General features: G+C 41.1%; 22 protein-coding genes and 3 riboswitches. Of the genes, 15 read left to right on the top strand and 7 right to left on the bottom strand.

The features are described from left to right. The first annotated feature begins 31 nt into the window (after positions 1-31). Both MPH60_RS11520 and MPH60_RS11515 read left to right on the top strand, forming a co-directional pair. Positions 32-703: an SOS response-associated peptidase gene (locus tag MPH60_RS11520; RefSeq protein ID WP_241588812.1), complete on the top strand. Its 672-nt coding sequence runs from the start codon at positions 32-34 to the stop codon at positions 701-703. A 278-nt stretch (positions 704-981) separates the two neighbouring features. Continuing rightward, a riboswitch (SAM riboswitch) is annotated at positions 982-1,089 on the top strand. Between the two features lie 190 nt (positions 1,090-1,279). Then, on the top strand, positions 1,280-2,587 hold the full coding sequence (locus tag MPH60_RS11515; protein ID WP_241588811.1) for a Na+/H+ antiporter NhaC family protein: 1,308 nt from the start codon (positions 1,280-1,282) through the stop codon (positions 2,585-2,587). 286 nt (positions 2,588-2,873) lie between these two features. Here MPH60_RS11515 and MPH60_RS11510 read toward each other — a convergent pair whose 3' ends face one another. Both MPH60_RS11510 and MPH60_RS11505 read right to left on the bottom strand, forming a co-directional pair. After that, positions 2,874-3,419 (bottom strand): chromate transporter, encoded by a 546-nt coding sequence (locus MPH60_RS11510; protein WP_241615827.1) that lies wholly within the window; start codon positions 3,417-3,419, stop codon positions 2,874-2,876. Between the two features lie 49 nt (positions 3,420-3,468). Then, a complete protein-coding gene (locus MPH60_RS11505) occupies positions 3,469-4,098 on the bottom strand; it encodes a chromate transporter (RefSeq protein WP_241588809.1) in 630 nt (209 codons plus the stop codon). Positions 4,099-4,343: 245 nt separating this feature from the next. On the opposite strand from MPH60_RS11505, the gene MPH60_RS11500 reads away from it, so the two are divergent. From MPH60_RS11500 to MPH60_RS11465, 8 genes are all read left to right on the top strand, one after another. After that, positions 4,344-5,222: a LysR family transcriptional regulator gene (locus MPH60_RS11500; RefSeq protein ID WP_241588808.1), complete on the top strand. Its 879-nt coding sequence runs from the start codon at positions 4,344-4,346 to the stop codon at positions 5,220-5,222. A 358-nt stretch (positions 5,223-5,580) separates the two neighbouring features. Then, complete coding sequence (locus MPH60_RS11495) at positions 5,581-7,572, top strand: alkyl/aryl-sulfatase (RefSeq protein WP_241588807.1); 1,992 nt, start codon at positions 5,581-5,583, stop codon at positions 7,570-7,572. A 265-nt stretch (positions 7,573-7,837) separates the two neighbouring features. Further along, positions 7,838-9,076: an MFS transporter gene (locus MPH60_RS11490; protein ID WP_241588806.1), complete on the top strand. Its 1,239-nt coding sequence runs from the start codon at positions 7,838-7,840 to the stop codon at positions 9,074-9,076. A 118-nt stretch (positions 9,077-9,194) separates the two neighbouring features. Further along, entirely contained in the window at positions 9,195-10,100 is a 906-nt protein-coding gene (locus MPH60_RS11485) for a LysR family transcriptional regulator (RefSeq protein WP_241588805.1), read from the top strand. 168 nt (positions 10,101-10,268) lie between these two features. Beyond that, the gene (locus MPH60_RS11480; RefSeq protein ID WP_241588804.1) at positions 10,269-11,441 is read left to right on the top strand and encodes an acyl-CoA dehydrogenase family protein; all 1,173 of its coding nucleotides are present in this window, start codon (positions 10,269-10,271) and stop codon (positions 11,439-11,441) included. A gap of 26 nt (positions 11,442-11,467) precedes the next feature. Then, positions 11,468-13,042: a class I adenylate-forming enzyme family protein gene (locus MPH60_RS11475; protein WP_241588803.1), complete on the top strand. Its 1,575-nt coding sequence runs from the start codon at positions 11,468-11,470 to the stop codon at positions 13,040-13,042. A 598-nt stretch (positions 13,043-13,640) separates the two neighbouring features. Continuing rightward, the gene (locus MPH60_RS11470) at positions 13,641-15,068 is read left to right on the top strand and encodes an alanine/glycine:cation symporter family protein (RefSeq protein WP_241588802.1); all 1,428 of its coding nucleotides are present in this window, start codon (positions 13,641-13,643) and stop codon (positions 15,066-15,068) included. A 176-nt stretch (positions 15,069-15,244) separates the two neighbouring features. Next, positions 15,245-15,463: a YozQ family protein gene (locus MPH60_RS11465; RefSeq protein ID WP_241588801.1), complete on the top strand. Its 219-nt coding sequence runs from the start codon at positions 15,245-15,247 to the stop codon at positions 15,461-15,463. 101 nt (positions 15,464-15,564) lie between these two features. On the opposite strand, the gene MPH60_RS11460 is transcribed toward MPH60_RS11465, so the two are convergent. The 5 genes from MPH60_RS11460 to MPH60_RS11440 all read right to left on the bottom strand — a co-directional run bounded on the left by MPH60_RS11460 (position 15,565) and on the right by MPH60_RS11440 (position 18,442). Next, a complete protein-coding gene (locus MPH60_RS11460) occupies positions 15,565-16,410 on the bottom strand; it encodes an energy-coupling factor ABC transporter ATP-binding protein (RefSeq protein ID WP_241588800.1) in 846 nt (281 codons plus the stop codon). Between the two features lie 18 nt (positions 16,411-16,428). Continuing rightward, positions 16,429-17,205: a cobalt ECF transporter T component CbiQ gene (gene cbiQ, locus MPH60_RS11455; protein WP_241588799.1), complete on the bottom strand. Its 777-nt coding sequence runs from the start codon at positions 17,203-17,205 to the stop codon at positions 16,429-16,431. Then, on the bottom strand, positions 17,192-17,503 hold the full coding sequence (locus MPH60_RS11450) for an energy-coupling factor ABC transporter substrate-binding protein (RefSeq protein WP_133345719.1): 312 nt from the start codon (positions 17,501-17,503) through the stop codon (positions 17,192-17,194). The genes cbiQ and MPH60_RS11450 overlap by 14 nt, the downstream gene beginning before the upstream one ends. Position 17,504: 1 nt before the next feature. Then, entirely contained in the window at positions 17,505-18,248 is a 744-nt protein-coding gene (locus MPH60_RS11445; RefSeq protein WP_241588798.1) for an energy-coupling factor ABC transporter permease, read from the bottom strand. 35 nt (positions 18,249-18,283) lie between these two features. Next, entirely contained in the window at positions 18,284-18,442 is a 159-nt protein-coding gene (locus tag MPH60_RS11440; RefSeq protein WP_241588797.1) for a hypothetical protein, read from the bottom strand. After that, a riboswitch (cobalamin riboswitch) is annotated at positions 18,426-18,621 on the bottom strand. It overlaps the preceding gene by 17 nt. Positions 18,622-18,824: 203 nt before the next feature. Continuing rightward, a riboswitch (cobalamin riboswitch) is annotated at positions 18,825-19,015 on the top strand. 150 nt (positions 19,016-19,165) lie between these two features. On the opposite strand from MPH60_RS11440, the gene MPH60_RS11435 reads away from it, so the two are divergent. Genes MPH60_RS11435 through MPH60_RS11415 form a run of 5 tightly spaced genes read left to right on the top strand, consistent with a single transcriptional unit; the run spans position 19,166 to position 23,570 of the window. Next, positions 19,166-19,534 carry a (2Fe-2S) ferredoxin domain-containing protein gene (locus tag MPH60_RS11435; protein WP_241588796.1) on the top strand — a complete coding sequence of 123 codons (369 nt, stop codon included), beginning with the start codon at positions 19,166-19,168 and terminating at the stop codon, positions 19,532-19,534. Between the two features lie 14 nt (positions 19,535-19,548). Next, complete coding sequence (gene cobJ, locus MPH60_RS11430; protein WP_241588795.1) at positions 19,549-21,186, top strand: precorrin-3B C(17)-methyltransferase; 1,638 nt, start codon at positions 19,549-19,551, stop codon at positions 21,184-21,186. Positions 21,187-21,204: 18 nt separating this feature from the next. Beyond that, positions 21,205-22,143, top strand: coding sequence for a sirohydrochlorin chelatase (locus tag MPH60_RS11425; protein WP_241588794.1), 939 nt, complete (start codon positions 21,205-21,207; stop codon positions 22,141-22,143). Next, positions 22,140-22,910, top strand: coding sequence for a precorrin-6A reductase (gene cobK, locus MPH60_RS11420; RefSeq protein ID WP_241588793.1), 771 nt, complete (start codon positions 22,140-22,142; stop codon positions 22,908-22,910). Before MPH60_RS11425 ends, cobK begins: the two co-directional genes overlap by 4 nt. A gap of 12 nt (positions 22,911-22,922) precedes the next feature. Further along, the gene (locus MPH60_RS11415) at positions 22,923-23,570 is read left to right on the top strand and encodes a precorrin-8X methylmutase (protein WP_034312499.1); all 648 of its coding nucleotides are present in this window, start codon (positions 22,923-22,925) and stop codon (positions 23,568-23,570) included.

Genomic DNA, 23,570 nt, shown 5'->3' with positions numbered 1-23,570 from the left:
TGTAATAAATTCTAATACGGTAGGCGATAGTATGTGTGGACGTTTTACTCTTTTCACTGATATTGAAGAAATAAAAGATCGGTTTGATATTCAAGGATCGTTTGATGAGGAATACCAATTCAGCTACAATATTGCTCCCTCCCAATCCGTCCTCTCCGTCATTAATGACGGGGCAAGGAATCGACTTGGATATCTTCGGTGGGGACTCATTCCTTTCTGGGCAAAAGACGAAAAAGTGGGCTACAAAATGATTAATGCCAGAGCGGAAACCATTGCTGAGAAAGCAAGCTTCAGGAATGCGTATATGAAGAAGAGATGCTTGATAATCGCTGACTCTTTTTATGAATGGAAGAAGACACCGGAAAGAAAAATACCGATGCGAATAAAACTGAAGAATCATGCTCCATTTGGAATGGCGGGTATCTGGGAATCCTGGAAATCTCCTGAAGGCATCAGCGTCTATTCGTGCTCCGTTATAACAACCGTTCCTAATGAGCTAATGACTAGCATTCATGATCGTATGCCTGTCATCCTTAAACCAGAAGATGAAAAAGATTGGTTGAATCCAACCAATAATGATCCTGCATATCTGCAGCAGTATTTAAAGTCATTCGATTCGGAACAGATGGAAGCCTTTGAGGTATCGACTGATGTGAACTCGACAAAGAATAATTCATCGACCCTAATACAACAAATTTGCTGAGAGGTCATTAGACCTCTTTTTTATATGAACTCTTTCCGATAAATGAAAATAACTGATTAACTGCATATGTCAAGATCTCTTTATAATCAGTAAGGAGTGCATGAGAAATAATTTAAAACTAATCCTTGCGAAAATAGACAAAATGCTGTACTCTTATATTTGCTTTTCAAAACGACTTTCGGTGACACTTTCAGAAACTAGATCGGTTTCGGCAACTTTTCAGCCTGGTCCTTTTCTGGTAGACATCGTAATTTTTGATAAATTATATAATTTAGATCTTCTTATCAAGAGAGACGGAGGGACTGGCCCGAAGATGTCTCGGCAGCGGACTTAATAGGAGTGCTGTGCCAAATCCAGCAGGCTGATTTTCGCCTGAAAGATAAGAAGGGTGTTTTTTATAAATTAAAAGACCTCTTCTTGTTGTTAACATAGAAGGGGTCTTTTTTATGCTGACAGTTTCTTGGCTATAGCTCCATGACTTGATAATCAAGTTCAAACGGGTGTTATTTGCGAAAACTGTTAATAAAATAAGAGCTGTGACACATGTCACGGGAAAAATAAAAAGAGGTGTACATCATGAGTGCAAACAAGAAAGGGAATCCATGGGCATTGATCCCATTTGTCGTATTTTTAATTTTATTTATAGGGTCCGGAATCATCACTAAAGATTTTTATTCATTTCCGGTGATTGTAGCGATTTCAATTGCTTCGGCAGCTGCATTGGCAATGAATCGGAAAGAGACATTCAATCAAAAGGTTGATATCTTCTGTAAAGGTGCCGGGGACGCCAATATTATGTTAATGGTTATCATTTTCCTTTTAGCCGGAGCTTTTGCCGAAGTTGCCAATGGCATGGGGGCAGTTGAATCAACAGTGAATCTTGCCTTAGCCGTTTTTCCGCAAAATTTATTAATGGTAGGGATTTTCATCATCGCTTGTTTTATTTCACTATCCATGGGGACAAGCATGGGAACGATTGTTGCACTGGCACCTATCGGGGTCGGGATTAGTGAGCAAACAGATATTTCGCTTGCCCTTTCAATGGCGGCCGTTATTGGTGGTGCGATGTTTGGGGATAACCTTTCCTTCATTTCAGATACGACAATCGCTGCAGTTCGAACTCAGGGAACGAAAATGAAGGATAAGTTTAAAGTGAATTTTTTCATCGTTTTACCTGCAGCCATCATCACATGTGCCATCCTGGGAATTTTAACGATGGGTGAACAAGCCGACATCTCCCAACAGTCTTATGATTGGGTGAAGATTCTTCCATATCTTTGCGTATTGATCACTGCATTGGCAGGAGTCAATGTGTTCTTGGTCCTTTCCATCGGAATCGTCTTTGCCGGAATTATCGGGTTGGCGGACGGAAGTTATCAACCGTTGGGTGTCATCCAAAAAGTTGGAGAAGGAATGGCGGGAATGTATGAAATCTCCTTCCTTGCCATTTTAATTGCAGGTATGGTAGCTGTAATCAAACATAATGGTGGCATCGATTATCTACTCCACCTAGTGACCCGAAATAGCAAATCAAAAAAAGGCGCGGAATTCAGCATTGCCGGGCTTGTTGGTTTGACGAACCTTTCAACGGCAAATAACACGATTTCGATTATAATTGCCGGGCCACTTGCCAAAAATATCGCTGAAAAGTATGGGATTGATCCGCGGAAATCAGCGAGCTTGCTTGACATATTTGCATGTTGTATCCAAGGGTTGATTCCATATGGGGCACAACTGCTTGTTGCAGCAGGGGTAGCAAAGATTTCTCCGATAAGCATCCTGCAGTATTCATATTACCCGATACTAATTGGACTTTGTGCTGTCATTGCCATCCTGATTGGTTTTCCACGGTTTCAGCCGGGAAATGATGGATCGAAGAACTAAAACAAAGTTGAGGAACGGGTGTGCGAGACTCCTGCGGGAAAAGCGAGTGCCCTACGTTCCATTCAACTTTCAAATTGTACAACCCCCTAAAAAAACTGTAGACATACTAGATTTTCATCGAGTTTGTCTACAGTCTGAACACCCTGAATCATTGGATACAGGGTGTTTTCTGTATGGGTTAATATCGAACGTATATAGTATCAATGTTTAAAAGAAATTAAAGTGAGTCTTCAATTTATCTACTTATTTCCGGTCCAAAATGATATGGTTGTGTGTGCGAAATTTGTCATGAATAGAGGACGACTCCAACTAAACCAGAAAGAATAATTACATAAGCTGGGTGCCAGCGTAATTTCATTAGGGCAAATAACGATAATCCAAAAACGAGTAATAAGCTTATCGTATGCCATGAAAAGTTCAACGCTATCATATGATTGGAAAGTGCAAAGCTGATCGCTGCAAAGAGGATTAAACTAGTGACAATGGGTCTTAGTCCATAGAACATGGATTGAATAACTGAGTATTGATTCAATTTGCTAAAGAAGGTGGCTATAACGGTTACGAATATAATAGCAGGAAGCAAGATTCCGACAACAGATGATATGGCTCCTGCAAATCCGGCAGTAGAATAGCCAACGAGAATGGCACTATTGGCAGTGACAGGTCCTGGGGACATACCGGAAATGGCAATGATATCAGCAAATTGCTGCGTCGTCATCCATCCATGCTGTGAGACTTCCGATTCTATTACGGGAATCATGGCGTATCCGCCTCCAAACGATACAAAGCCGATAATAAAGAAGGTGCTAAACAACTCCCACAACTCCATCATTCTATCACACGCTTTCTTCAAAATTAGTTAGACCCTTCTTTTGATATACCTATATGCCAGCACCCATGTAAGGTTCGAAATCATTTTCTTCATTTCCTATATCTTTTCTGTCCATTTTGACATCGTAACCTAATTTTCTCTTAATGGAGATGGTCACAATTCCACCTACAGCTCCTGCTAATATAACCATCACAGGGTGCAGAAAAAAAAGGACTGGAATTCCTGCTATTAAAATACAGAAAGTTGTTTTATCTACAATAGCCGTTTTACCAATCTTGATAGCCGCATAGGCGATGATGGCTACTATGGAAGCTCTGATCGCTACGAATGCGGATTCTATCTTCGGGTTATCATGAATGAAAAAATACAAAATGCCGAGGAGCAGAACAATTAAAAAGGTAGGTAATGAAACACCGATCATGGCTGCCATTGCCCCCTTCATTCCGGCAATCCGATGGCCGATAAAGGTGGCGGAGTTAATGGCGACTGCTCCCGGTACGGACTGAGATAACGCAAAAACATCCGTAACTTCTTCGCTTTTCATCCATTTCCTCTTTCCGACCACTTCTTTTTCGATTAAAGGGATCATCGCAAACCCGCCTCCGAATGTGACAGGTGCTATTTTAAAAAAGGTCCAAAATAATTGGAATAGAATTTTCCATTGCCCTTTCATTGACATCAGTCACTTCCTTTGCATGCTTTGTTTAAATCTTATTATTAACATATCAAAGAAAAAGGGATGGGTAAATTGCAACAAAATCATCGGGTATAACAAAACGTTATACCCAGAAGATTTATCCGTTTTATAAAGAATGCCGCCAAAAATTGAATAGCCTCAGAATGTATCATACTATTTTCATTTCGCCATTTACCTAATGATGCTATCATTTTAATAAACTATCTAAAAACATGGAGGTCGTTTTCTTGAAATTGGAAAATCTGAAAATGTTTTGTTTGGTGGTGGATGAAGGAAGCATAAGCCAGGCAGCTAGGTTAAGTTTCCTATCTCAACCCGCTGTAACACGACAAATCCATCAACTTGAAAATTATTATAACACTTTGTTATTCGACCGTGAGGAAGGAAGGCTGAGAGTTACTGAAGCAGGAAAGCTGTTATACCCTTTTGCAAAAGCTATTGTAAATGACTTCAACCATTCAAAAGTAGTGATCCAGCAATCGACGGGCGAGTACAATGCAAACCTCATAGTGGGCGCATCTTTGACTATCGGTGAGTATTTGTTGCCGAGCTTGCTGGGGAGATTTAAAAAACAACAGCCTGAAATAAAAGTGACCTTAACGATAAAAAATACCCCCCGGGTTCTGGAGGATCTTTCAAACGATGTCATTGATTTGGCCTTGGTGGAAGGACTTGTGGAAAACACCGATTTTATTGTAGACAAGTTCGCCGAAGACGAATTGATATTGGTATGTCCATCCGACCACCCATGGAAAGACAGAAAAGAAATTCAGCTAGAGGAATTGGGAAATGAAAGGATGATTTGGCGTGAATCCATTTCCGGAACACGGCTTATCGTAGAAAACATGTTAAGAGAGCATGGGGTTTTAGAAAAAATAGAAAGCTACATGGAGATTGGCAGTACACAAGCGATAAAAAGTGCGGTTGAAGCTGGACTTGGAATCAGCATTTTGCCAAGGTTGACAGTGGCCAGGGAATTGGAGCAAGGCTTTTTGTGTAAAGTGGGTATTTCCAGAATAGAAATAACAAGAAATTTATGGCTAGTCAGGAAAAACAAGCGATTCAATAAAATAGGGGTGTCTAAATTTGTTGATTTTCTTCGATAAGGAATGAAGGCTACCTCCGTTTACTATTACAATTGCGGGAAACGGTATGGCCCCGAACTCCTTGCCTTGGAAAAGTAATAGCAAATTGAATATCCAGCATTGTTATACATTAAAGCTCTTCCCTATCGGGAGGGGCATTTTGTATTTGGTTGTTCAGCCTTCGGTTAGACAAATAAAGGAATTGTTATTTTTTTATATAAATAAAATTGAAGTTACCATTAGAAATAGGAAATATACTTAAAGGCAAATTAATTATAAAATAAATTCACATTATTCTAAAAATTTATAAAAAATGAGAAAGTTTACTGCTGCAACATTCGGAATAGATACATGATATCTACTTAGAAAGGGGTATGAAATGTCCAAAGTATCTTTTATTAAAGGAATTATATCCATTCCCATTGTTTTTGTTTTACTGGCAGGGTCTTCTGTTACAAAGGCTGCGTCAGATGAGCCGATGGCGGCGACAGATGCAACCATTTCAGCAAATAAGGCTTTTTATGAACAGTTGAATTTTAAAGATAAGGAAGATTTCAAGAATGCACATAAAGGGTTCATTGCGCCTTTGAATATGAATCCAATTAATAATTCAAAAGGTGACGTAGTTTGGGATAGTAATCGATATTCATTCATCAAAGAAGATCAGCCGGCAAGTTTTACTGTAAATCCAAGCTTGTGGCGGCAGGCTCAATTGCAAAATATAACAGGCTTATTTAAAGTGGTAGATGGTGTTTATCAAGTTCGGGGCCAGGATTTATCGGTGCTTACCATTGTTGAAGGAAAGACAGGATTAATAGTTTTGGATACACTTTCTACAATTGAAACGGCCAAAGCAGCCATGGAGCTTTATTTTGAACATCGGCCCAAAAGTCCGGTGAGTGCAATTGTAATTAGTCACAGTCATGCGGATCATTTTGGTGGTATGAAAGGCATTGCTCAATACGCTGAAAATCCAGCTAAGGTGCCGATTATTGTCCCAGCAGGTTTTAACGATGAAGCGCTAAGTGAAAACATTCTATTAGGCAATATAATGTCTCGCCGTGCAGGTTATATGTTTGGAAATCTCTTACCCGCAAATGAAAGGGGATTTGTTACTTCTGGTATTGGCCCTGGATTAAGTAACGGAACTTTTAGCTATTTACCTCCAACAATGGAAGTCAAGGAAGATATTCAAACGGTGGAAATAGATGGAATAACATTTAAATTTTTATTGACGCCGGATTCGGAAGCTCCATCTGAAATGCATTATTATATCAATGATTACAAAACTTTAGTGGTAGCGGAAAACACCGGACACACGTTACATAATATTTATACATTAAGGGGAGCTAAAACCAGAGATACCTTAAAATGGGTGAAAGCACTTGATGAAACAGTTGATCTGTTTGGAAACGAAGATATAGATGCTATGGTTACGGCCCATACATGGCCCATATGGGGAAGGGACAATGTTTTGGAGCAGTTGGAAAGTCAGCGTGATTTGTACAAATATATTCATGACCAGACCATACGATTAGCTAATTTAGGTCTAACACCGGATGAAATCGCGGAAGAGTTAAAGCTTCCTGAAAAGTTGGATAATGTCTGGGCCAATCGGGGGTATTACGGAACATTGAAACACAACGTAAAAGCAGTGTACAACTTTTATTTAGGATATTTCAACGGTAATCCATCCGACTTGGATCCATTACCACAAGAGGAATCGGGCGCTAAATATGTACAATATATGGGTGGGGAAAAGAAGGTAGTTAAACGGGCAAAACTTGATTATAAAAAAGGGGAATATCGCTGGGTGGCTCAAGTCTTAAAGCATGTCGTCATGGCCAATCCGAAAAATACAGAAGCAAAAAATTTATTGGCTAAAGCATATGAGCAATTAGGATACACAGCTGAATCTTCTGTGTGGCGTAATTTCTATCTTACCGGCGCAGATGAATTAAGGAATGGTGTGGCAGACTCGAAAGGAAGTGGCGGAATGATGAATCTCGATACACTGCTCAATATGCCAACGGATGATTTTCTGAAATTCTTGTCCATTAAATTAAACGGAACAAAAGCGGAAAATAAAAATATGACATTCAATTTGTCATTTACAGATTCGAAAACCAAATACACGATTGAGCTGAATAATTCTGTATTGAACTTCAAAAAAGGGGAAATGGCATCCAACCCTGATGCAACATTAACATTAGATAGAATAACCTTCTATCTGATTGCTCTGGGACGTGAAGATCTATCCAAAATGGAAGCATCCGGTAAAGTTGCCATTTCCGGTGATAAAAAACAGTTTAAAGATTTCCTGACTTTGCTGGATCAATTCCAACCAAAGGTTAATATTGTAACTCCATGATAATCAACTACTTCATATTCTAAAAACCAGGATGGATCGGTTACCCACTAGTCTACATAGTAGTCTCGTGGGTTTGAATGTATTAATTAATCCTGTAGGCATCCAGTTTCATTTATAATTTTTTATAAAACGCTCCTAATAGTTACAGAACATAAGTCAATAACCGTTAAAAGAAAATTTTAGGTTTTGTCATTCGAAAGGAATTGTAAGCGCTTCCTATGTGACTGAGGTTTTGTGAAAATATAAGAAAATGGAGTGATGGGGAATGCAGTTATATGCAAGTAAGAAACGAAAAATAATGATTAGCGGCCTTTTATTTGTAGGAATGATTTTAAGTTTTTTTGATCGCGTTGCCATAAATGTCGGGATCATTCCTATTGCAGATGAGTTTCATCTCAATACGTCCCAGACAGGTATTTTAATTAGTATATTCTTTGTTAGCTACTCACTCATGCAACCGGTTGGCGGATGGATGACCGATAAGTATGGCGCCAGAGTCATGGTTGCTGTTTCTTTGTTTAGTTGGTCCTTGTTCACTGTAATGACCGGGTTTGCTTGGTCATTTATGTCTTTATTATTCATCCGTTTTCTGTTCGGGTTAGGTGAAGGGCCTTTCTATCCTGCCAGTATGTCCACTATAAGAGATAACTTCCCGGAAGATGAACGGGGCCGGGCAAATTCGTTTTTCCTGTCAGCCCAAAATATTGGCGGGATATTAGGTACGGCACTTGCCGCTTCCATGGTGGTGGCATTCGGTTGGCGGGGCATGTTTACCATTGCCGGAATTCTAGGGATATTGGCTTCTTTCGGAATTTGGTTCATTCTAAAGCCTCAAGGAAATCAAGAGGTTAAAAAAGACAAACCGAAACAAAAAAAGGTTGCTCTGAAACTGTTATTTAAAATCGAAAATATTTGGAAACTCATAACATTCAAGTTTATATCAAATATTATCAACTATGGTCTGATCACTTGGATGCCTATATATTTGGTTAAAGAAAAAGGGGTGGATCTAATAGCCGCCGGAGGTTTATTGGCAATTCCTTATATATTTGGTTTCTTGATGTTTAATGTAAGCGGGTGGCTTCTGGATAAGCATATGGCTAACCGGGAGAAGTATCTTGCCGCTGCAGGCGCTTTATTATCGGCAATTTTTCTGTTTCTAATGTCTAACGCCACGTCTATAGCACTTATCATCACTTATCTCACTCTCAACTCCATAGCACTGTCTTTCTTTGGAACGGTTCTTTATACGATCATCATAAAATACTCACCAAAGGAACTAACGGGCTCTGCTTCCGGACTCGTAACTTTTGCCGGTCAAATTGCCGGTGCAGTTTCACCTTTAGCGCTCGGTTTGATTATCAGTTTGTTTAATGACTCCTATAATGCCGCTTTCCTGTTCTTGGTGATAATAGCGTTATTGGGAACGGTTGTTGCCGTATCTATTAAAAATAATCGGGCACAACCCGTAAAAGACTATGAAAAAACAACTACTATTATATAAAACGGGCATTCTGCTTTCGATGAGACCGTTTGAAGTGTCCTGAATCCACTTCTCTAAAATTGAAAGGGCTTTCTGTTCGAGGTATGATATTAGTAATAGGCTAGAAGGAGAATGAAACATGAATATTGAACAATTGGAATATATCATCAAGGTAGCCGAGGTTAACTCGATTTCCACGGCTTCAGAAAGCCTCCATATCTCCCAATCTGGAATCAGCATGGCCATTACGAGTTTGGAGAAGGAATTAGGTATAAAAATCTTCAAGCGGTCAAGGTTAGGAACCATACCTACAGAAGACGGAAAGGAAATCATCCAGAAAGCTCTTGAAGTATTAAGCAAATTGGAAGAAATAAGAGACAGTGCCCAAATACATACAGATACGATGGAAAAAGAGTTACGTCTATCATCTACACAAGGGTTATTTCTAACGGTTTTGCCTAAATCCCTGGCCTTATTTAAGAAGAAGTATCCCGAGGTGAAAATCGTCATTGAAGAAAAAGGGGGACAAGAGATAACCGAAGAAGTACTGAATGGTAAGATAGACATCGGGCTATTGAATATCCCAAAGGTTAAACCAAAAGAAATTGAGCTGGAATTCCAGCCCTTGATGGAAGCTAAAGTGATTGTGATGGTCAGTAAGAACTCCCCTTTAGTGAACCGTAAAAGTATAACCCCAAAGGAGCTAATGGACCAAAATTTGGTCATTTACAATGGTCCAAGAATGAAGTCTTTCATTAAAGGTTTTTTTGATCATTACGGTGAGATGAATATTTTGTTTTTCACGAATAATACAGAGATCATCAAAAAAACCGTCGCTGAGGGATTAGCGATTGCCTTTTCTTATGATATTGGAGTAAACAGCGACCCCTATTTCCTAAGCGGGGAGCTTGTTGCCATTCCTTTGGTGGAACTGGAAAATGATACAATGGAATTCGGTTACGTTCGCTCTAAGAAGCAGTATTTTTCAAAAGCTTCCAGGGAGTTTATTAAATGTCTCGATTTCTATACTACTCTTAAATATTAGTTTCCTATGATGATAGGGAACTAATATTTTTTTATTTACTTCAATATTTTTTATATTTATATCATATATCCTTATTTTACTTAAATATTATTTACATTTAAAATTAATTTTATAACATTTTAAATATTTAAAAAGTTTAATGATAATAAACATCGAAAGGGGAAACTTATGGTAACGTCCCAGGAAGAGAAATTAGAGGTACTTCAAACAAAATTGCAGGATTTCATCCAAAATGAATTGCTGCCATATGAACAGGAGCATGGATTGAACGCTGAAGAAGATGTCCCGATGGAATCCATACAATGGGCAAGGAAGCGATCCAGGGAATTGGGTTTTTACGGAATTAACCTCCCTGAAACTTATGGCGGACAAGATGTTAGCTTAAAAGGCTTATGCATGTTTAAAGAAGAATTGGCCCGTTCCGGAGCGGTTTTATGGGGGCAGGTTATCGGCGAGATTGGCGGGCCGCTAAGAATTGGTCAGATGTTGGAAAGTTTTACACCGGAGCAAATAGAAAAATATGTGATGCCCGTTGTAACGGGAGAAGCGAGCTGCTGCTTTGCCTTAACAGAACCAAATGCCGGTTCGGATGCATTCGCTATCGAAACAACAGCCGTTAAAGACGGAAATGATTATTTATTAAACGGAAAAAAACATTTTATCAGTGCTGCTCCCTATGCTGATTTTGCCATTGTCATAGCGAAAGAATCCCGGAAAGGAGAAAAAGAAAGAATCACCGCTTTCCTAGTTGATAAAAAAACACCCCAACATCCGGGGTTTGAACTAGGAGACATTCAAGTTCCTCTTTCAGGAGAACGCATACATGCTGAATTGAATTTCAATCAATGTCGAGTGCCTGCCTCCAATATAATCGGAGAACCAGGAAAAGGGTTGCTGCTCGGATTGAAAAGAATAAACACAAATCGCGCTTCCCATGCCGCCGGCTTTATCGGAATGGCTCAACACCTTCTCGATTTATCAATTGAACATGCCAAAACGCGAGTCCAGCATGGCCGGCCCATCGGTGACTTCCAGGCAATTCAGCATATGCTCGCAGATATGGCGACTGAAATCTATGCAGCAAAGTGCATGGTCTATGATGTGGTTGAAAAAATTGATCAAGGAAAAGAGGATCGAGCCGGCACGTCCATGGCTAAGCTGTTTGCTTCAGAAGTAAATTGCCGTGTGGCTGACAAGGCTGTCCAAATCTTTGGCTCCAAAGGCTTGGTAAAAGGGCATCCAGTAGAAAAAATGTACAGGAGTGCTCGGATGTATCGTATTCTGAGCGGAACCTCAGAAATTCAAAAAAATACAATTGCCAAAGCATTATTAAAAGGGTAAAACCTTTTTCGAGGGAGGAAATATAGATGCTGCACAAGATGACATTTCAGTCACTGTTGAATAAAGGAATGAAACGATTCGGCGAACTGCCTGCTATTACCTTGTTGCCAAACGGTGAAACGCTAACCTACGGCGAGTTATGGAAGAAAACAGAACTTATCACTTCTTATCTACTTCGTTTAGGTGCAGGAAGGGGTGTCCGCATAGCGACCATCATTCCAAACAGTTTGGAAAGTGTGATGTTTGGTTTGGCCATCCAGCAATGTGGAGCCACCTTAGTGCCATTAAGTGAAAAACTGGGGAAACGAGAAATACAATTCATTTTAAAGGAAGCAAAACCAGAAGTGGTAATAATAGCTACACAGACACACTTTGACACCTTTTTTGAGTATTTGGAAGAAATGAAGAAGGAAGATGTCCATGTCATTGGGCTCCCAGGCTTCCATATTAATTATCCGGAGGAGTTTGAACAGTTTCAATGGCCTCGCGACATAAATAATCTAGACTTGCCATTAGCGGAAGAGGAAGACATTGCCCTTCTGTCATATACAGGCGGGACAACCGGTACACCGAAAGGCGTCATGCATTCCCAGAAAGGACTCGGCGCCGCCATACTTTCTGCCGCTATCGAAGACCCGCTGGACGACCGTGACCGGGTATTGCTAAGTACGCCCATTGTGCATTCAGCCGGTTCATTACTTTGGAGATCCCTTGTTTCAGGCGTCCATGTCTATGTGATGGGCTCATTCGACGCTGCAACATTCATTCAGGCGATAAAGGAACATAAAATCACGACGACATTCATGGTACCGACCATGTTATACAGGCTCCTTGATCAGACAAAGAAGATGGAATATGATATGAGCTCCATGCGCAATATCTTCTACGGCGCGTCACCAATTTCTCAAAAGCGCCTTAAAGAAGCTTTTGAAGTATTCGGGCCTATCATGCGCCAGCAATACGGCATGACAGAATGCAATATTGTCATTGCCAGACTATCGAAGAGCGCTCATGTATGGGCTTATCATAACAATTCTGAAATTTTGAAAAGCTGTGGGAAACCGTGCATTCTTACCGAAGTTCGACTGATTGATGAAGATGGAAATGATGTAAAACCAACCGAGCTTGGAGAAATAATCGTAAAATCACCAGCGATGATGGCAGGCTATTATCAAAGACCGGATCTTACCCAAGAATACATCCGTGATGGCTGGTTCTACACTGGGGATATTGGCAAATGGGATGAAAGCGGTTACCTTTATATTGTAGATCGGAAGAAAGATATGATCATTTCAGGCGGGATGAACGTATATTCTTCAGAAGTTGAGCGGGTGGTGAACCTGCACCCTTCTGTTGCATTAAGTGCTTGCATAGGTGTTCCCCATCCAGATTGGGGAGAAGTAGTGTGTGTCGTTGCATCACTGCAAGAAGGGCTGGACTGTACGAGTGAGGAATTAATTGATTTCTGCAAACAAAGAACCTCAAAGTATATGGTTCCTAAAGTAGTCTATTTTCTTGATAAGTTTCCATTAACGCCGATTGGAAAAATTGATAAGAAAGAATTAAGAAAGATGTTTGCACAAGGTATTCTAACCATCTAGCAGCAATGAGAACTATAGCAAATATAAGATAGAGCAGAGGAATGCAAAAAAAGCCTCGCACGTTAACCTGGGATCAGGACGTGTGAGGCTTTTTTGTGCTATACCAAGATGTGTTTGGAATATGAATGGAATAATCGTTGCAGTGAATGTTAACTGAATAGAGGATAAAGATTATGATCTAAAAGAAAGGCTCTTTTCGTAAAGATTGTTTTTAAAACGAAACTATATAAGGTTGATTGGAGCGGAACCTGCGGGAGCAGCGGGACAGGTGAGACCCCACAGGCGTTTACGCCGAGGAGGCTCACCGCCCGCCCCGCGGAAAGCGAGCATCTGGAGGGGAAATCAACCACACCGCACTACTTCGTAAATAGCAACAAAGTATGCGAAAACAGCTAAAAGAAATGATACTGAAATATAAATTCATGAATGAAAAAAATAGAGTGTTAGGATATAATATATTATTGTATTGGAGATTCATTCTGGAATTTCCTTTTTTTATGGGCTTCACTTGTTTATCTCCTCATTGTACGGGGAAATAAATTATAGTTGTATATGTTTTTATAATAATAATTAGAGTTAAGTAGAGGGGTTTGGTTTAATGGAGATGTTAGAAAATTTTATTAGTGAGACAAATGATGTGTTATGGTCTTCCATATTGATCATCATGTTGGTTGGATTGGGCCTCTATTTTAGCATCCGCACGAAGTTTGTCCAATTCAGAATGGTAGGGGAAATGTTCAGGCTTTTGGGAGAGGGGGCCACTGCGGATAAAAAAGGTGTAACATCTTTTCAGGCATTTTGCATAAGCACGGCATCGCGGGTAGGAACGGGTAACCTTGCAGGTGTTGCCATCGCGATCACGACGGGCGGACCGGGAGCCGTTTTCTGGATGTGGTTAATAGCACTGATCGGATCTGCTTCCGCATTTATTGAAAGTACACTTGCTCAAATCTATAAGGTCAAGGATGGGGATGCATTCCGCGGCGGTCCTGCGTATTATATGGAAAAAGCGTTGAATGCACGCTGGATGGGCATCACGTTCGCTGTGTTGATTTCGCTTACATTTGGACTAGCTTTCAACTCGGTACAAGCCAATACGATTACGAGCGCATTCAATGAATCGTTTGGGATTGAAAAGTGGGTTACGGCAATCATCTTGGCTATGGTCACGGCTGTCATCATTTTTGGCGGGATCAAAATGGTTGCAAAGGTCTCTGAAGTCATCGTTCCGATCATGGCAGGAGCCTATGTGATAGTGGCATTGGTTATCATCATCATGAACATTACCGAGTTACCCGGTGTCTTTGCTTTGATCTTTCAAAGTGCATTTGATGGAATAAAAGAAGTGGCTGGCGGAGTACTGGGAGCTGCCATGATGCAGGGAATCAAGCGCGGCCTATTTTCAAATGAAGCCGGGATGGGTAGTGCACCAAATGCTGGCGCCACGGCTGATGTCAGTCATCCCGTCAAGCAAGGTCTCATTCAGTCTCTAGGTGTTTTTGTCGATACGCTCATCATTTGCAGCTCGACAGCCTTCATCATTTTGTTTTCAGGTCTTTATACATCGAAGGAAACGGATGGAATTGTCCTTACCCAAAATGCCCTTGGAACGGCATTGGGATCGTGGGCCGGTATTTTCCTTGCCATTATTGTCCTGTTATTCGCTTTTAGCTCCATTGTTGGCAACTATTATTATGGAGAGTCGAACATCGGCTTCATCAATGAAAATAAGGTTTGGCTGAATATCTATCGTATCGCAGTCGTAGGGATGGTGATATTCGGTTCGCTTGCCTCACTGGATTTTGTTTGGGGACTGGCTGACTTGCTGATGGCCCTTATGGCCATTATCAACCTGATCGCCATAGCATTACTAGGGAAGATTGCATTTGCTGCACTGGCGGATTATCAAAAACAAAAGAATAGCGGGAAAAATCCTGTCTTCCATGTGAACAATATTAAAGGTTTGAAGAATGTGGAATGTTGGGGTGACTCATCCGATAATGTGGATGGGAAGAAGGAAGCCTAAACTATCAATTAGCTTACATGTAAAGTCCTTGAAAGGGGATTTTACTTGTAAGCTTTTTTCCTTTTTCCTCCTTTTTTTACATTATTGAATATTGCTTCATTTTTTACACAAAATACCTTTGACTTTAATTATGCTGTCAAAATGTTTGGATAATTCAAAAACTAGGAGTGAATAAAATGGGTAGTAAGCAATCAAAAAATGAATCTTCAGAAGTTGCCGGAAGAATATATGATGTCAGCGATTATAAACGGGAAGATCCATTATCCTCTGGACTGGCCAGAACTCACGAACAAGTCTCCGATACTTATGCGGAAGGCGAAATAAAGGCAGTCATTGATGATGTAAACGGAAGAGATATTGAAATTGCAAAAGAAAGATCTAAAGAAGAAAGGTAATAAAATTTTTTAGGAACAAGAATTATTGCCTTTATTTTATAGATATCTCGGTTTGCTCCCCTAGCTTCTGGAAATATGAACAAGAGCTAGGGGATACTTAATTAATAAATTCTTTCTGTCTCCAACTTTTGAAGCAACTCTTCCTTCGTCCTTGGAAAAAAGTCCCTTTCGGCAGCACTCCTTGATTGAAGTAGTGCTTGAAACATTTCAAAAACCCACGGTTTTTCCAGATGTGCCTGCAGTAAAACGTCTTCATCATGGAAAACGGAAATAGGATCCCCCTGATATATGACCTTACCATCGTTCATGACAACGACTTCATCAGCCCATTGATAAGCTAAATTAACATCATGAGTTGATAGAATAATCGTTTTTTCAGTGTCGTGGATACTGTCCAGCAGAGCCATGATCTGTCTAGAGAAATAAGGGTCCAATCCAGCAGTAGGCTCATCTAAGAGCCAGACATCGGGTTCCATGGCGAGTATCCCCGCAATAGCGACACGTTTTTTTTGCCCAAGGCTTAAAAAATGGGTAGGTCTGTCTTTCAGTTCCGTTACTTCCGTTTGGGCCATTGCCCAATTTACTTTCTCGTGAACCTTCATTCTATCCCATTCTAAATTCATCGGTCCAAACGATATATCCTGTTGAACATTAGCGGAAAAGAGCTGCGAGTCGGGATCTTGAAAAACAATCCCGACTTGCTTTCGTAATGATAATAATGACTTACGGTCATATTTCATTTTCTTGCCCTTAAATCTGATCTTTCCTGCCGTAGGTTGTAAAAGACCATTTAAATGGAGGAATAAAGTCGATTTGCCGGCACCATTATTACCTAATAACGCTATCTTTTTACCATGTTGAATCGTTAGCGACAGTTCGTTTAAAGCGAACGTTCCATCTGCGAATTGATGGGTGAGGCCGTCTATATGAAAAATATGCTCGTCCATTGTTGGGTTGCCTCCAATTTACAAATATCCATTAATAAAGATTAAGCTTCCTAATATTATAATCGTGATCAGCCAATTCCGTGAGGAATAAGTGTAACTATCCTCGATATAGGAAAGGTTCTCCTGGTAGCCTCTTGCGTTCATGGCCATCGTCAATTGCCCAGAGCGCTGCAATACTCCTAAAAATAAAGACGAGATTAGTAATCCGAGAGATCGTATGCCTTTCCTTAACGAAACATACCCGAGCCGTGAAGCTTGTGCTTGGTGAATGGCCAAAGCTGTATCTAAAAAAATAAAAATGAAGCGATAGGTCAATTCTATTAAATCGATCAATAAGGAAGGCACTTTAAATTTTCGCAGCACGGATAGGATGACGGTAATCGGTGTAGTTAAGGTAAGGAAATATAAACAGCTGATGCAGCCGAATACGACACTGATCAAATTGGCCACTGTACCGACGCTGTCATCGCTGATGAATATTTGCCAGTTCCCGACCTTCCAGGACCACCATATATTCGATATCGATGTAAATTTACTTGTGAAAGAAAAAAGAATGGTAATTGTTCCCGATAGTATAAAAAATCCTGGCAATAGAAGTAATTTCAGATAATAGGAAAGCGGGATTTTTGCCGCAAAAATGATTAAAGCGCTCATCACCGTAAAAGTGATGAGCGAAACGGTCATATCCCTTACCGTTAACGAAAATAGCAATATGGAAAGTGAAAAAACCATCTTTTCTAACGGATGTACATCCTTTAGCCCATTGAAATAGGCATATTTATCAATGAGTAACATGCTTCGATTTTTCGGGAATTTCTTGTTTGGTTTGTTTATTCCTTTGTCTCGTTACACCTATGAAATAACCGATGAAACCAGCTCCGATTGCAGCTTGCAGCGCAAATAATAAGCTTTCGGTTTCTGCACCTGGCGGTTCCCAAATACTGTTGAACCATGGCTTGTATTCCGGATGGATCTTAGTGATGGCTTCCTCAGCTTCACCGTCGGCACCGCCAAATTCCGTTCCTTGTTGGGTGATTAACGGTATGGTTGCAAGAATGACAACCAGGAAAAGCAGCAGTAGACTTTTTTTCATATTAACGGGCCTCCTTTGATAAAACTCGCAGCAATTTCAATTCACCTAGATTGTATTTTTTTAAGAAATTCATCACGACGACTGTCAATAACCCCTCACTGATTGCCAAGGGAATTTGGGTCAGGGCAAAAATGCCTGCAAATTTACTGAAAGAAGCCATGAATCCTCCTACCTCGGATGGAAAAGCAAGAGCAAGTTGAACGGAAGTGACTACATAGGTTCCCAAATCTCCAAAAGCAGCCGCCAAGAAAACGGCAAGTGAAAAAGACCACCCCAATTTAGTTGCGCCCTTGAAGACGAAGTAAGCAATGAACGGTCCGCAAACGGCCATGGAAAATGCATTGGCCCCTAATGTCGTCAAGCCTCCGTGAGCCAGTAAGACAGCTTGAAATAACAGAACGATGGAGCCAACGACACTCATGGCCAAAGGCCCGAATAATATGGAACCCAAACCAACACCCGTAGGGTGTGAGGAGCTTCCCGTAACGGAAGGAATCTTTAGGGCCGATAAAATAAATACAAATGCACCCGATAGGCCAAGTATCATTTTAGTTTCTGGATTTTCCCTTACTTTGGACCTGATGGAACGGTAACCCATGATTAAAAATGGAAGCGTTACGGCCCACCAGAATATGGCCCATTCAATGGGTAAAAAGCCCTCCATGATATGCATGGCCATTGCCCGGTTCGGGACAAAAAGCAGTAAGATGACAAAATAAATGATTTTCCAATTGGTTCTTTTCATTCTTTCTCCTTTCAACACTTTTAAAATTTTTCTGATCAATCTTGAGAAGAAAAGCGGCGCCCAACATAAAAAGCACTTCTCTCATAGGAAAGAAGTGCGTAATGAACAGGAATTTTGCAGTATGAACCAACCATGGGCCATTCTGCCTGATCCGCACGCCCATCCTCGTAGGCTGAAACAGTTTCACGCTTCATGGCAGGTCTCCTGGCTTTGGTTCATCATCCCATTACATCCTTCCCATCTCATTTGACAGTGGATTAAAGTTAAAGTAATAGGACTTCCCTTTACAGTGGCGGGACCGCTCCGGATTTTCACCGGCTTCCCTTTTAAGCTGAATTCCGAGAAATTCAACACCATGAAACTTATGTAATTATTTTGAAAATTTTCTCGTATAGTGTACCATAAAGAAATAATTCCAGCTACACTATCTTTTTTTTCGGGACGAAGTTTGTTGCAAGGAAAGGATTTTAACTGGTTTTACAAGATTAAACTTTTCTAAACAGTCGGAATAAACTATTGAATTTTGATAAAGTTGTTATATGATAGATTAAGTTAGTTAGAAATGTATAATAAAACCAAATATTTCATTTTAAAAGTGCCCTTGTGTGAATAAGCAAGGGATAATAGGGAAATCGGTGAAAATCCGATGCAGCCCCCGCTACTGTAAACGCTGATGAAATTGTCGATAGCCACTGGCATTGTTGCCGGGAAGGGACAAAGTAAAATGAAGCGTAAGCCAGGAAACCTGCTTTTAAAATTGCATGATACTTTTCGGAGGGAAAGGTAGAAGGACTATGACGATTTTGGGAGGATTTGGCATGCTTGCCTTTGGCTCCTCATTCATATAGTTTTTTAAACCTTGACTCTTATGTTAAGGTTTTTTATTTTGCCTTTTCCCTGAACTCAGGAGGAAGAAGATGACTACTTGGAACTTGACGGGTACAAATACACATCTGTTGATTTGTAATGGAAGCAGCTGCATGAAAAAGGGCGGGGAAGAAGTAATCCAAGCGATTCGTGATGAAATTACTTCAAAAGGACTGGATCTGAAAATCCATACAACCAGGACACGCTGTAACGGAAGATGTAAGGATGCCTGCGTTGTGATTGCCTATCCGCAAGGAAACTGGTATCGAGTGGAAACGCCTGATTTCGGTCGGCAGATCGTCAGTAATATCGATGAAGGTGAGTTTGTTTCACAGATGATCTATCAATTCAATGATGGGGAAATGACACCTAATCCAGATTTTCCTGCTCATACGGGTATTTCAAAGAACAAAGCGTAAAAGGAGATGTCTTAATGAGTACAAACGGTAAATTATTCGTCGTGGGCTTTGGGCCCGGGAATTTTGAACACATTACCAAACGTGCCGTCGAAGCCCTTCAAGAAAGTGACTACATCATTGGTTATAAAACTTATGTTGAACTCATTCAGGGACTGCTTACAGATCAAACGATCATTAGTACGGGGATGACTGAAGAGGTATCACGTGCACAGGAAGCAGTGAAACAAGCGGAGCTGGGAAAGAAAGTGGCGGTGATTTCCAGTGGGGATGCTGGAGTTTACGGGATGGCAGGGCTGGTTTATGAAGTATTGATTGAGAAAGGCTGGAAAGAAGAAACAGGAGTGGGCATTGAAGTCATTCCTGGCATATCTGCAATCAACTCATGTGCGTCTTTACTTGGGGCACCAGTCATGCATGATTCGTGTACGATCAGCCTCAGTGATCATTTAACTCCTTGGGAACTGATTGCTAAAAGGGTTGAAGCAGCTGCGATGGCAGACTTTGTCATTGCACTTTATAATCCGCGCAGCGGCAGGCGGACCCGGCAAATTGTTGAAACACAGAAAATTCTCCTTCGCTACCGCTCGCCGGATACACCTGTCGGGTTGGTGAAAAGTGCTTATCGAGATAGGCAGGATATTGTCATAACCAATTTGCAGGATATGTTGAATCACGATATTGGAATGTTGACCACCGTCATTATCGGTAATTCATCCACCTTTTTGTATGATGACAAAATCATCACACCAAGAGGCTATCAGAGAAAATATACGTTGAATTCGGAAAAGCAAACATTGAAGCCGCATCAACGACTTCAAAAAGAAGCGGAACCGTGGGCATTAGATCAAGAAGCCTTAACCGAGTCCGCTGGAGGAGTTGGATTGCTTACAAAAGCACCAGAAAAGAAGCCAGCCTCCTTTGAAATGGCAATGGAGGCCCTGTCAAGAGTCAAGGGTCAAACCGTTAAGCAATCCATTCAGCCGATTGTTCAGCAAAAAATGGAGTCAGTATTCGAACTTGCCGTTAGTCCAGGTGTGGCGAATAAACAATTCACTCCCAATCAAATGATGACACTTGCGGAAGTTGTCGGGGAAAAGGGAACGATGGAATACACGCCAAATCATAAAATCGTCTTAAAGATCCCGACAACGGATCCGGAAGTCATTACGGGGAAATTGCAATCAGCAAACTTTCTTTTGTCGCCGATTGGAGATGTACTGACATTAAAAGCCTGTGATTTCTGTGATGGTGAAAAAGCGGAATCCATTCCTTATGCAGATGAAATACACAGGGTGCTTGGCGGAATGAAAATGCCCAAGGAACTGAACATCGGTTTTAATGGGTGTGGGATGGCTTGTTATAGTGCTGTGATGGATGATATCGGGATTGTCTTCCGAAAAGGGAAGTTCGACTTATTTCTTGGAGCTAAACCGGTTGGAAGAACAGCCCATCCGGGTCAGCCGGTTGCGGAAGGCATTGAACCGGAACAGCTTGTTGAACTGATCACGGACATTGTCGGGGAGTATAAGCAAAATGCCCATCCAAATGAGCGGCTTTTTAAATACTTCAAACGTTCGAAAAAGATACAGAATTTTTCTTATCAGGACATCGCTCCCAAAATAAACATAGAGCCTGCGCCTTGTGAAGACTAATCAAGAGGGGGAAAGTAAATGAAAGCAGTTTTGTTCGTAGGACATGGAAGCCGGTTGGCTTCGGGAAATGAAGAAGTCCGTCATTTTATTGAAAATATGATTCCGGCAATGGACGAGCGTTTCCTGGTGGAAACGTGCTTCTTGGAATTTGCGGCACCGAATATATCCAAAGGAATTGATAATTGTGTAAAACGAGGGGCTACTGAAGTTATTGTCATACCGATCATTTTATTGCATGCAGGACATTCGAAATTACATATCCCAGCTGAAATAGAGGATGGGAAAACCAAGTATCCAGAAGTGAAATTCACATATGGCCAAACGATCGGGGTCCACCATGATGTATTGACGATCCTGACAGACCGTCTGGAGGAAGCGGGATTCGATACGGCCACTGAACATTCTGAGACAGCGATATTGCTAATTGGCCGAGGTGGCAGTGATGCTGATGCAAATAGTGATATATATAAAATTTCACGGTTATTATGGGAAAAATTAAACGTTAAATGGGTTGAAACTGCTTTCATGGGTGTAACGGACCCGCACGTTGATGAAGGTATTGAAAGATGCATCCGATTAGGGGCAAAAAAAGTAGTGATGCTGCCATATTTCCTCTTCACAGGTGTGTTGATGGAAAGAATGGAGGATATGCTGAAAGGCTATCAAGAGCAATATCATGATCGAGAATTCATTTTGGCAAAGTATTTTGGATATCATCAAACCTTACAGAACATTCTGCAAGAACGAGTAATTGAAGCCAGTGAAGGCAGGTCAAGCGGGGCGCGTGATTTGGAAAACTATCGTAAACATGTCGAGGAACATGGACATGCTCACCATCATCACCATCACGACCACGACCATGATCATCACCATGACCACGACCATGACCATGATCATCACCACGACCATGATCATCACCACGATCATGATGGGCAAGTGGTGGGGACATCAAAATGATTTTGTTCTTGGCGGGTACAAGTGATGCAAGGGAATTAGCGATTGAGATACAGCAGGTGGGGTTCAAGGTTTTGGCAACTGTTGTAACCGAATCGGCGGCTAAGAGTTTGCAAGATGCTGGGATATCCACCCGGATTGGCCGATTATCTGCAGAAGATATGACCTCTTTAGTCTCTGCAAAAGGTTTTCAGGCTGTAGTCGATGCGAGTCACCCATTTGCCGAAGAAGCATCCAAAAACGCCCTTAACGGAGCAAAGGCAGCAAATGTTCCTTATATTCGTTATGAGCGTGAAAGTCAACGGTTTCAGAATGATAAATTGATAGTTGTCCGTGATTATGAGGAAGCTGCCAAGCTTGCCGCTGCAAAACGGGGAGTCATCATGCTCACGACCGGAAGTAAAACACTATCCGTGTTCGCAAAAGAATTGGTAGGGCTCGAGAATACCAGAGTCATAGCGAGAATGCTGCCACGCATGGACAATATGGAAAAATGTGCACAGCTGGGCATCGAACAAAAAAATATCGTCGCGATTCAAGGGCCGTTTTCCAAAGAATTGAATAAAGCTCTATATGAACAATATGGGGTCACATTGATGATAACGAAAGAAAGCGGCAAGGTCGGTGCGGTTGATGAGAAATTGGAAGCCGCGTTGGAATGTGGAATCGAGACGATCATGATATCTCGACCGGATGTTGACTATCAGAATGTTCATTCCAGTTTTGAACATGTCATTGCCGAGCTGAATAATCAGTTAAATGAAAAATAGGAGGAATGCAAGATGGATTTTAAAACGGATTTTAAACCACTAACGGTAGACCCTGACAAAATATATGATTATAGCTTTTCAATCATCGCTGAAGAAATGGGCAATCATGATTTTTCTGAAGATGAATGGAAGATCGTCCGCAGGGTCATTCATGCTTCAGCGGATTTTGAATTGGGAAGAAGTGTCATCATCCATCCAAATGCCATTCAAGCTGGTGTGGAAGCCATTCGCAAAGGCAGACATGTCATTGCGGATGTGCAAATGATCGAGAGCGGTACAGGCAAAAAAAGATTTCAAAAACACGGCGGGGACGTTCATTGCTATATTTCAGATCCGGATGTGATGGTCGAAGCAAAACGTTTGAATACGACAAGGGCGATCATTTCGATGCAAAAAGCGGTAAAAGAAAATGAAGGGGGCATTTATGCGATTGGCAATGCACCTACCGCTTTACTTGAGCTCATTCGCCTGATTAAAGAAGGGATTGCAAAACCGGACTTAATCATTGGAATGCCTGTTGGGTTTGTTTCTGCAGCAGAATCGAAAGAGGAACTCGCTAAGATCACAGAAGTGCCATTCATTACGAATATTGGCCGAAAAGGTGGAAGTACTGTCACTGTTGCAGCATTGAACGCGATTTCCCTTTTAGCTGATAGTTAA

It is taken from the genome of Peribacillus sp. Aquil_B1, from assembly GCF_022603275.1.
In the GTDB taxonomy this organism is placed as follows: Bacteria; Bacillota; Bacilli; order Bacillales; family DSM-1321; genus Peribacillus.
This window is presented reverse-complemented; position numbering and strand designations above follow the sequence as displayed.

Excerpts from the sequence above, each read along its gene's own strand:
- MPH60_RS11520 (WP_241588812.1), top strand. The coding sequence starts at position 32 with ATGTGTGGACGTTTTACTCTTTTCACTGATATTGAAGAAATAAAAGAT.
- MPH60_RS11515 (WP_241588811.1), top strand. The coding sequence starts at position 1,280 with ATGAGTGCAAACAAGAAAGGGAATCCATGGGCATTGATCCCATTTGTC.
- MPH60_RS11510 (WP_241615827.1), bottom strand. The coding sequence starts at position 3,419 with ATGATGGAGTTGTGGGAGTTGTTTAGCACCTTCTTTATTATCGGCTTT.
- MPH60_RS11505 (WP_241588809.1), bottom strand. The coding sequence starts at position 4,098 with ATGTCAATGAAAGGGCAATGGAAAATTCTATTCCAATTATTTTGGACC.
- MPH60_RS11495 (WP_241588807.1), top strand. The coding sequence starts at position 5,581 with ATGTCCAAAGTATCTTTTATTAAAGGAATTATATCCATTCCCATTGTT.
- MPH60_RS11490 (WP_241588806.1), top strand. The coding sequence starts at position 7,838 with ATGCAGTTATATGCAAGTAAGAAACGAAAAATAATGATTAGCGGCCTT.
- MPH60_RS11485 (WP_241588805.1), top strand. The coding sequence starts at position 9,195 with ATGAATATTGAACAATTGGAATATATCATCAAGGTAGCCGAGGTTAAC.
- MPH60_RS11480 (WP_241588804.1), top strand. The coding sequence starts at position 10,269 with ATGGTAACGTCCCAGGAAGAGAAATTAGAGGTACTTCAAACAAAATTG.
- MPH60_RS11475 (WP_241588803.1), top strand. The coding sequence starts at position 11,468 with ATGCTGCACAAGATGACATTTCAGTCACTGTTGAATAAAGGAATGAAA.
- MPH60_RS11470 (WP_241588802.1), top strand. The coding sequence starts at position 13,641 with ATGGAGATGTTAGAAAATTTTATTAGTGAGACAAATGATGTGTTATGG.
- MPH60_RS11465 (WP_241588801.1), top strand. The coding sequence starts at position 15,245 with ATGGGTAGTAAGCAATCAAAAAATGAATCTTCAGAAGTTGCCGGAAGA.
- MPH60_RS11460 (WP_241588800.1), bottom strand. The coding sequence starts at position 16,410 with ATGGACGAGCATATTTTTCATATAGACGGCCTCACCCATCAATTCGCA.
- cbiQ (WP_241588799.1), bottom strand. The coding sequence starts at position 17,205 with ATGTTACTCATTGATAAATATGCCTATTTCAATGGGCTAAAGGATGTA.
- MPH60_RS11450 (WP_133345719.1), bottom strand. The coding sequence starts at position 17,503 with ATGAAAAAAAGTCTACTGCTGCTTTTCCTGGTTGTCATTCTTGCAACC.
- MPH60_RS11445 (WP_241588798.1), bottom strand. The coding sequence starts at position 18,248 with ATGAAAAGAACCAATTGGAAAATCATTTATTTTGTCATCTTACTGCTT.
- MPH60_RS11440 (WP_241588797.1), bottom strand. The coding sequence starts at position 18,442 with ATGAAGCGTGAAACTGTTTCAGCCTACGAGGATGGGCGTGCGGATCAG.
- MPH60_RS11435 (WP_241588796.1), top strand. The coding sequence starts at position 19,166 with ATGACTACTTGGAACTTGACGGGTACAAATACACATCTGTTGATTTGT.
- cobJ (WP_241588795.1), top strand. The coding sequence starts at position 19,549 with ATGAGTACAAACGGTAAATTATTCGTCGTGGGCTTTGGGCCCGGGAAT.
- MPH60_RS11425 (WP_241588794.1), top strand. The coding sequence starts at position 21,205 with ATGAAAGCAGTTTTGTTCGTAGGACATGGAAGCCGGTTGGCTTCGGGA.
- cobK (WP_241588793.1), top strand. The coding sequence starts at position 22,140 with ATGATTTTGTTCTTGGCGGGTACAAGTGATGCAAGGGAATTAGCGATT.
- MPH60_RS11415 (WP_034312499.1), top strand. The coding sequence starts at position 22,923 with ATGGATTTTAAAACGGATTTTAAACCACTAACGGTAGACCCTGACAAA.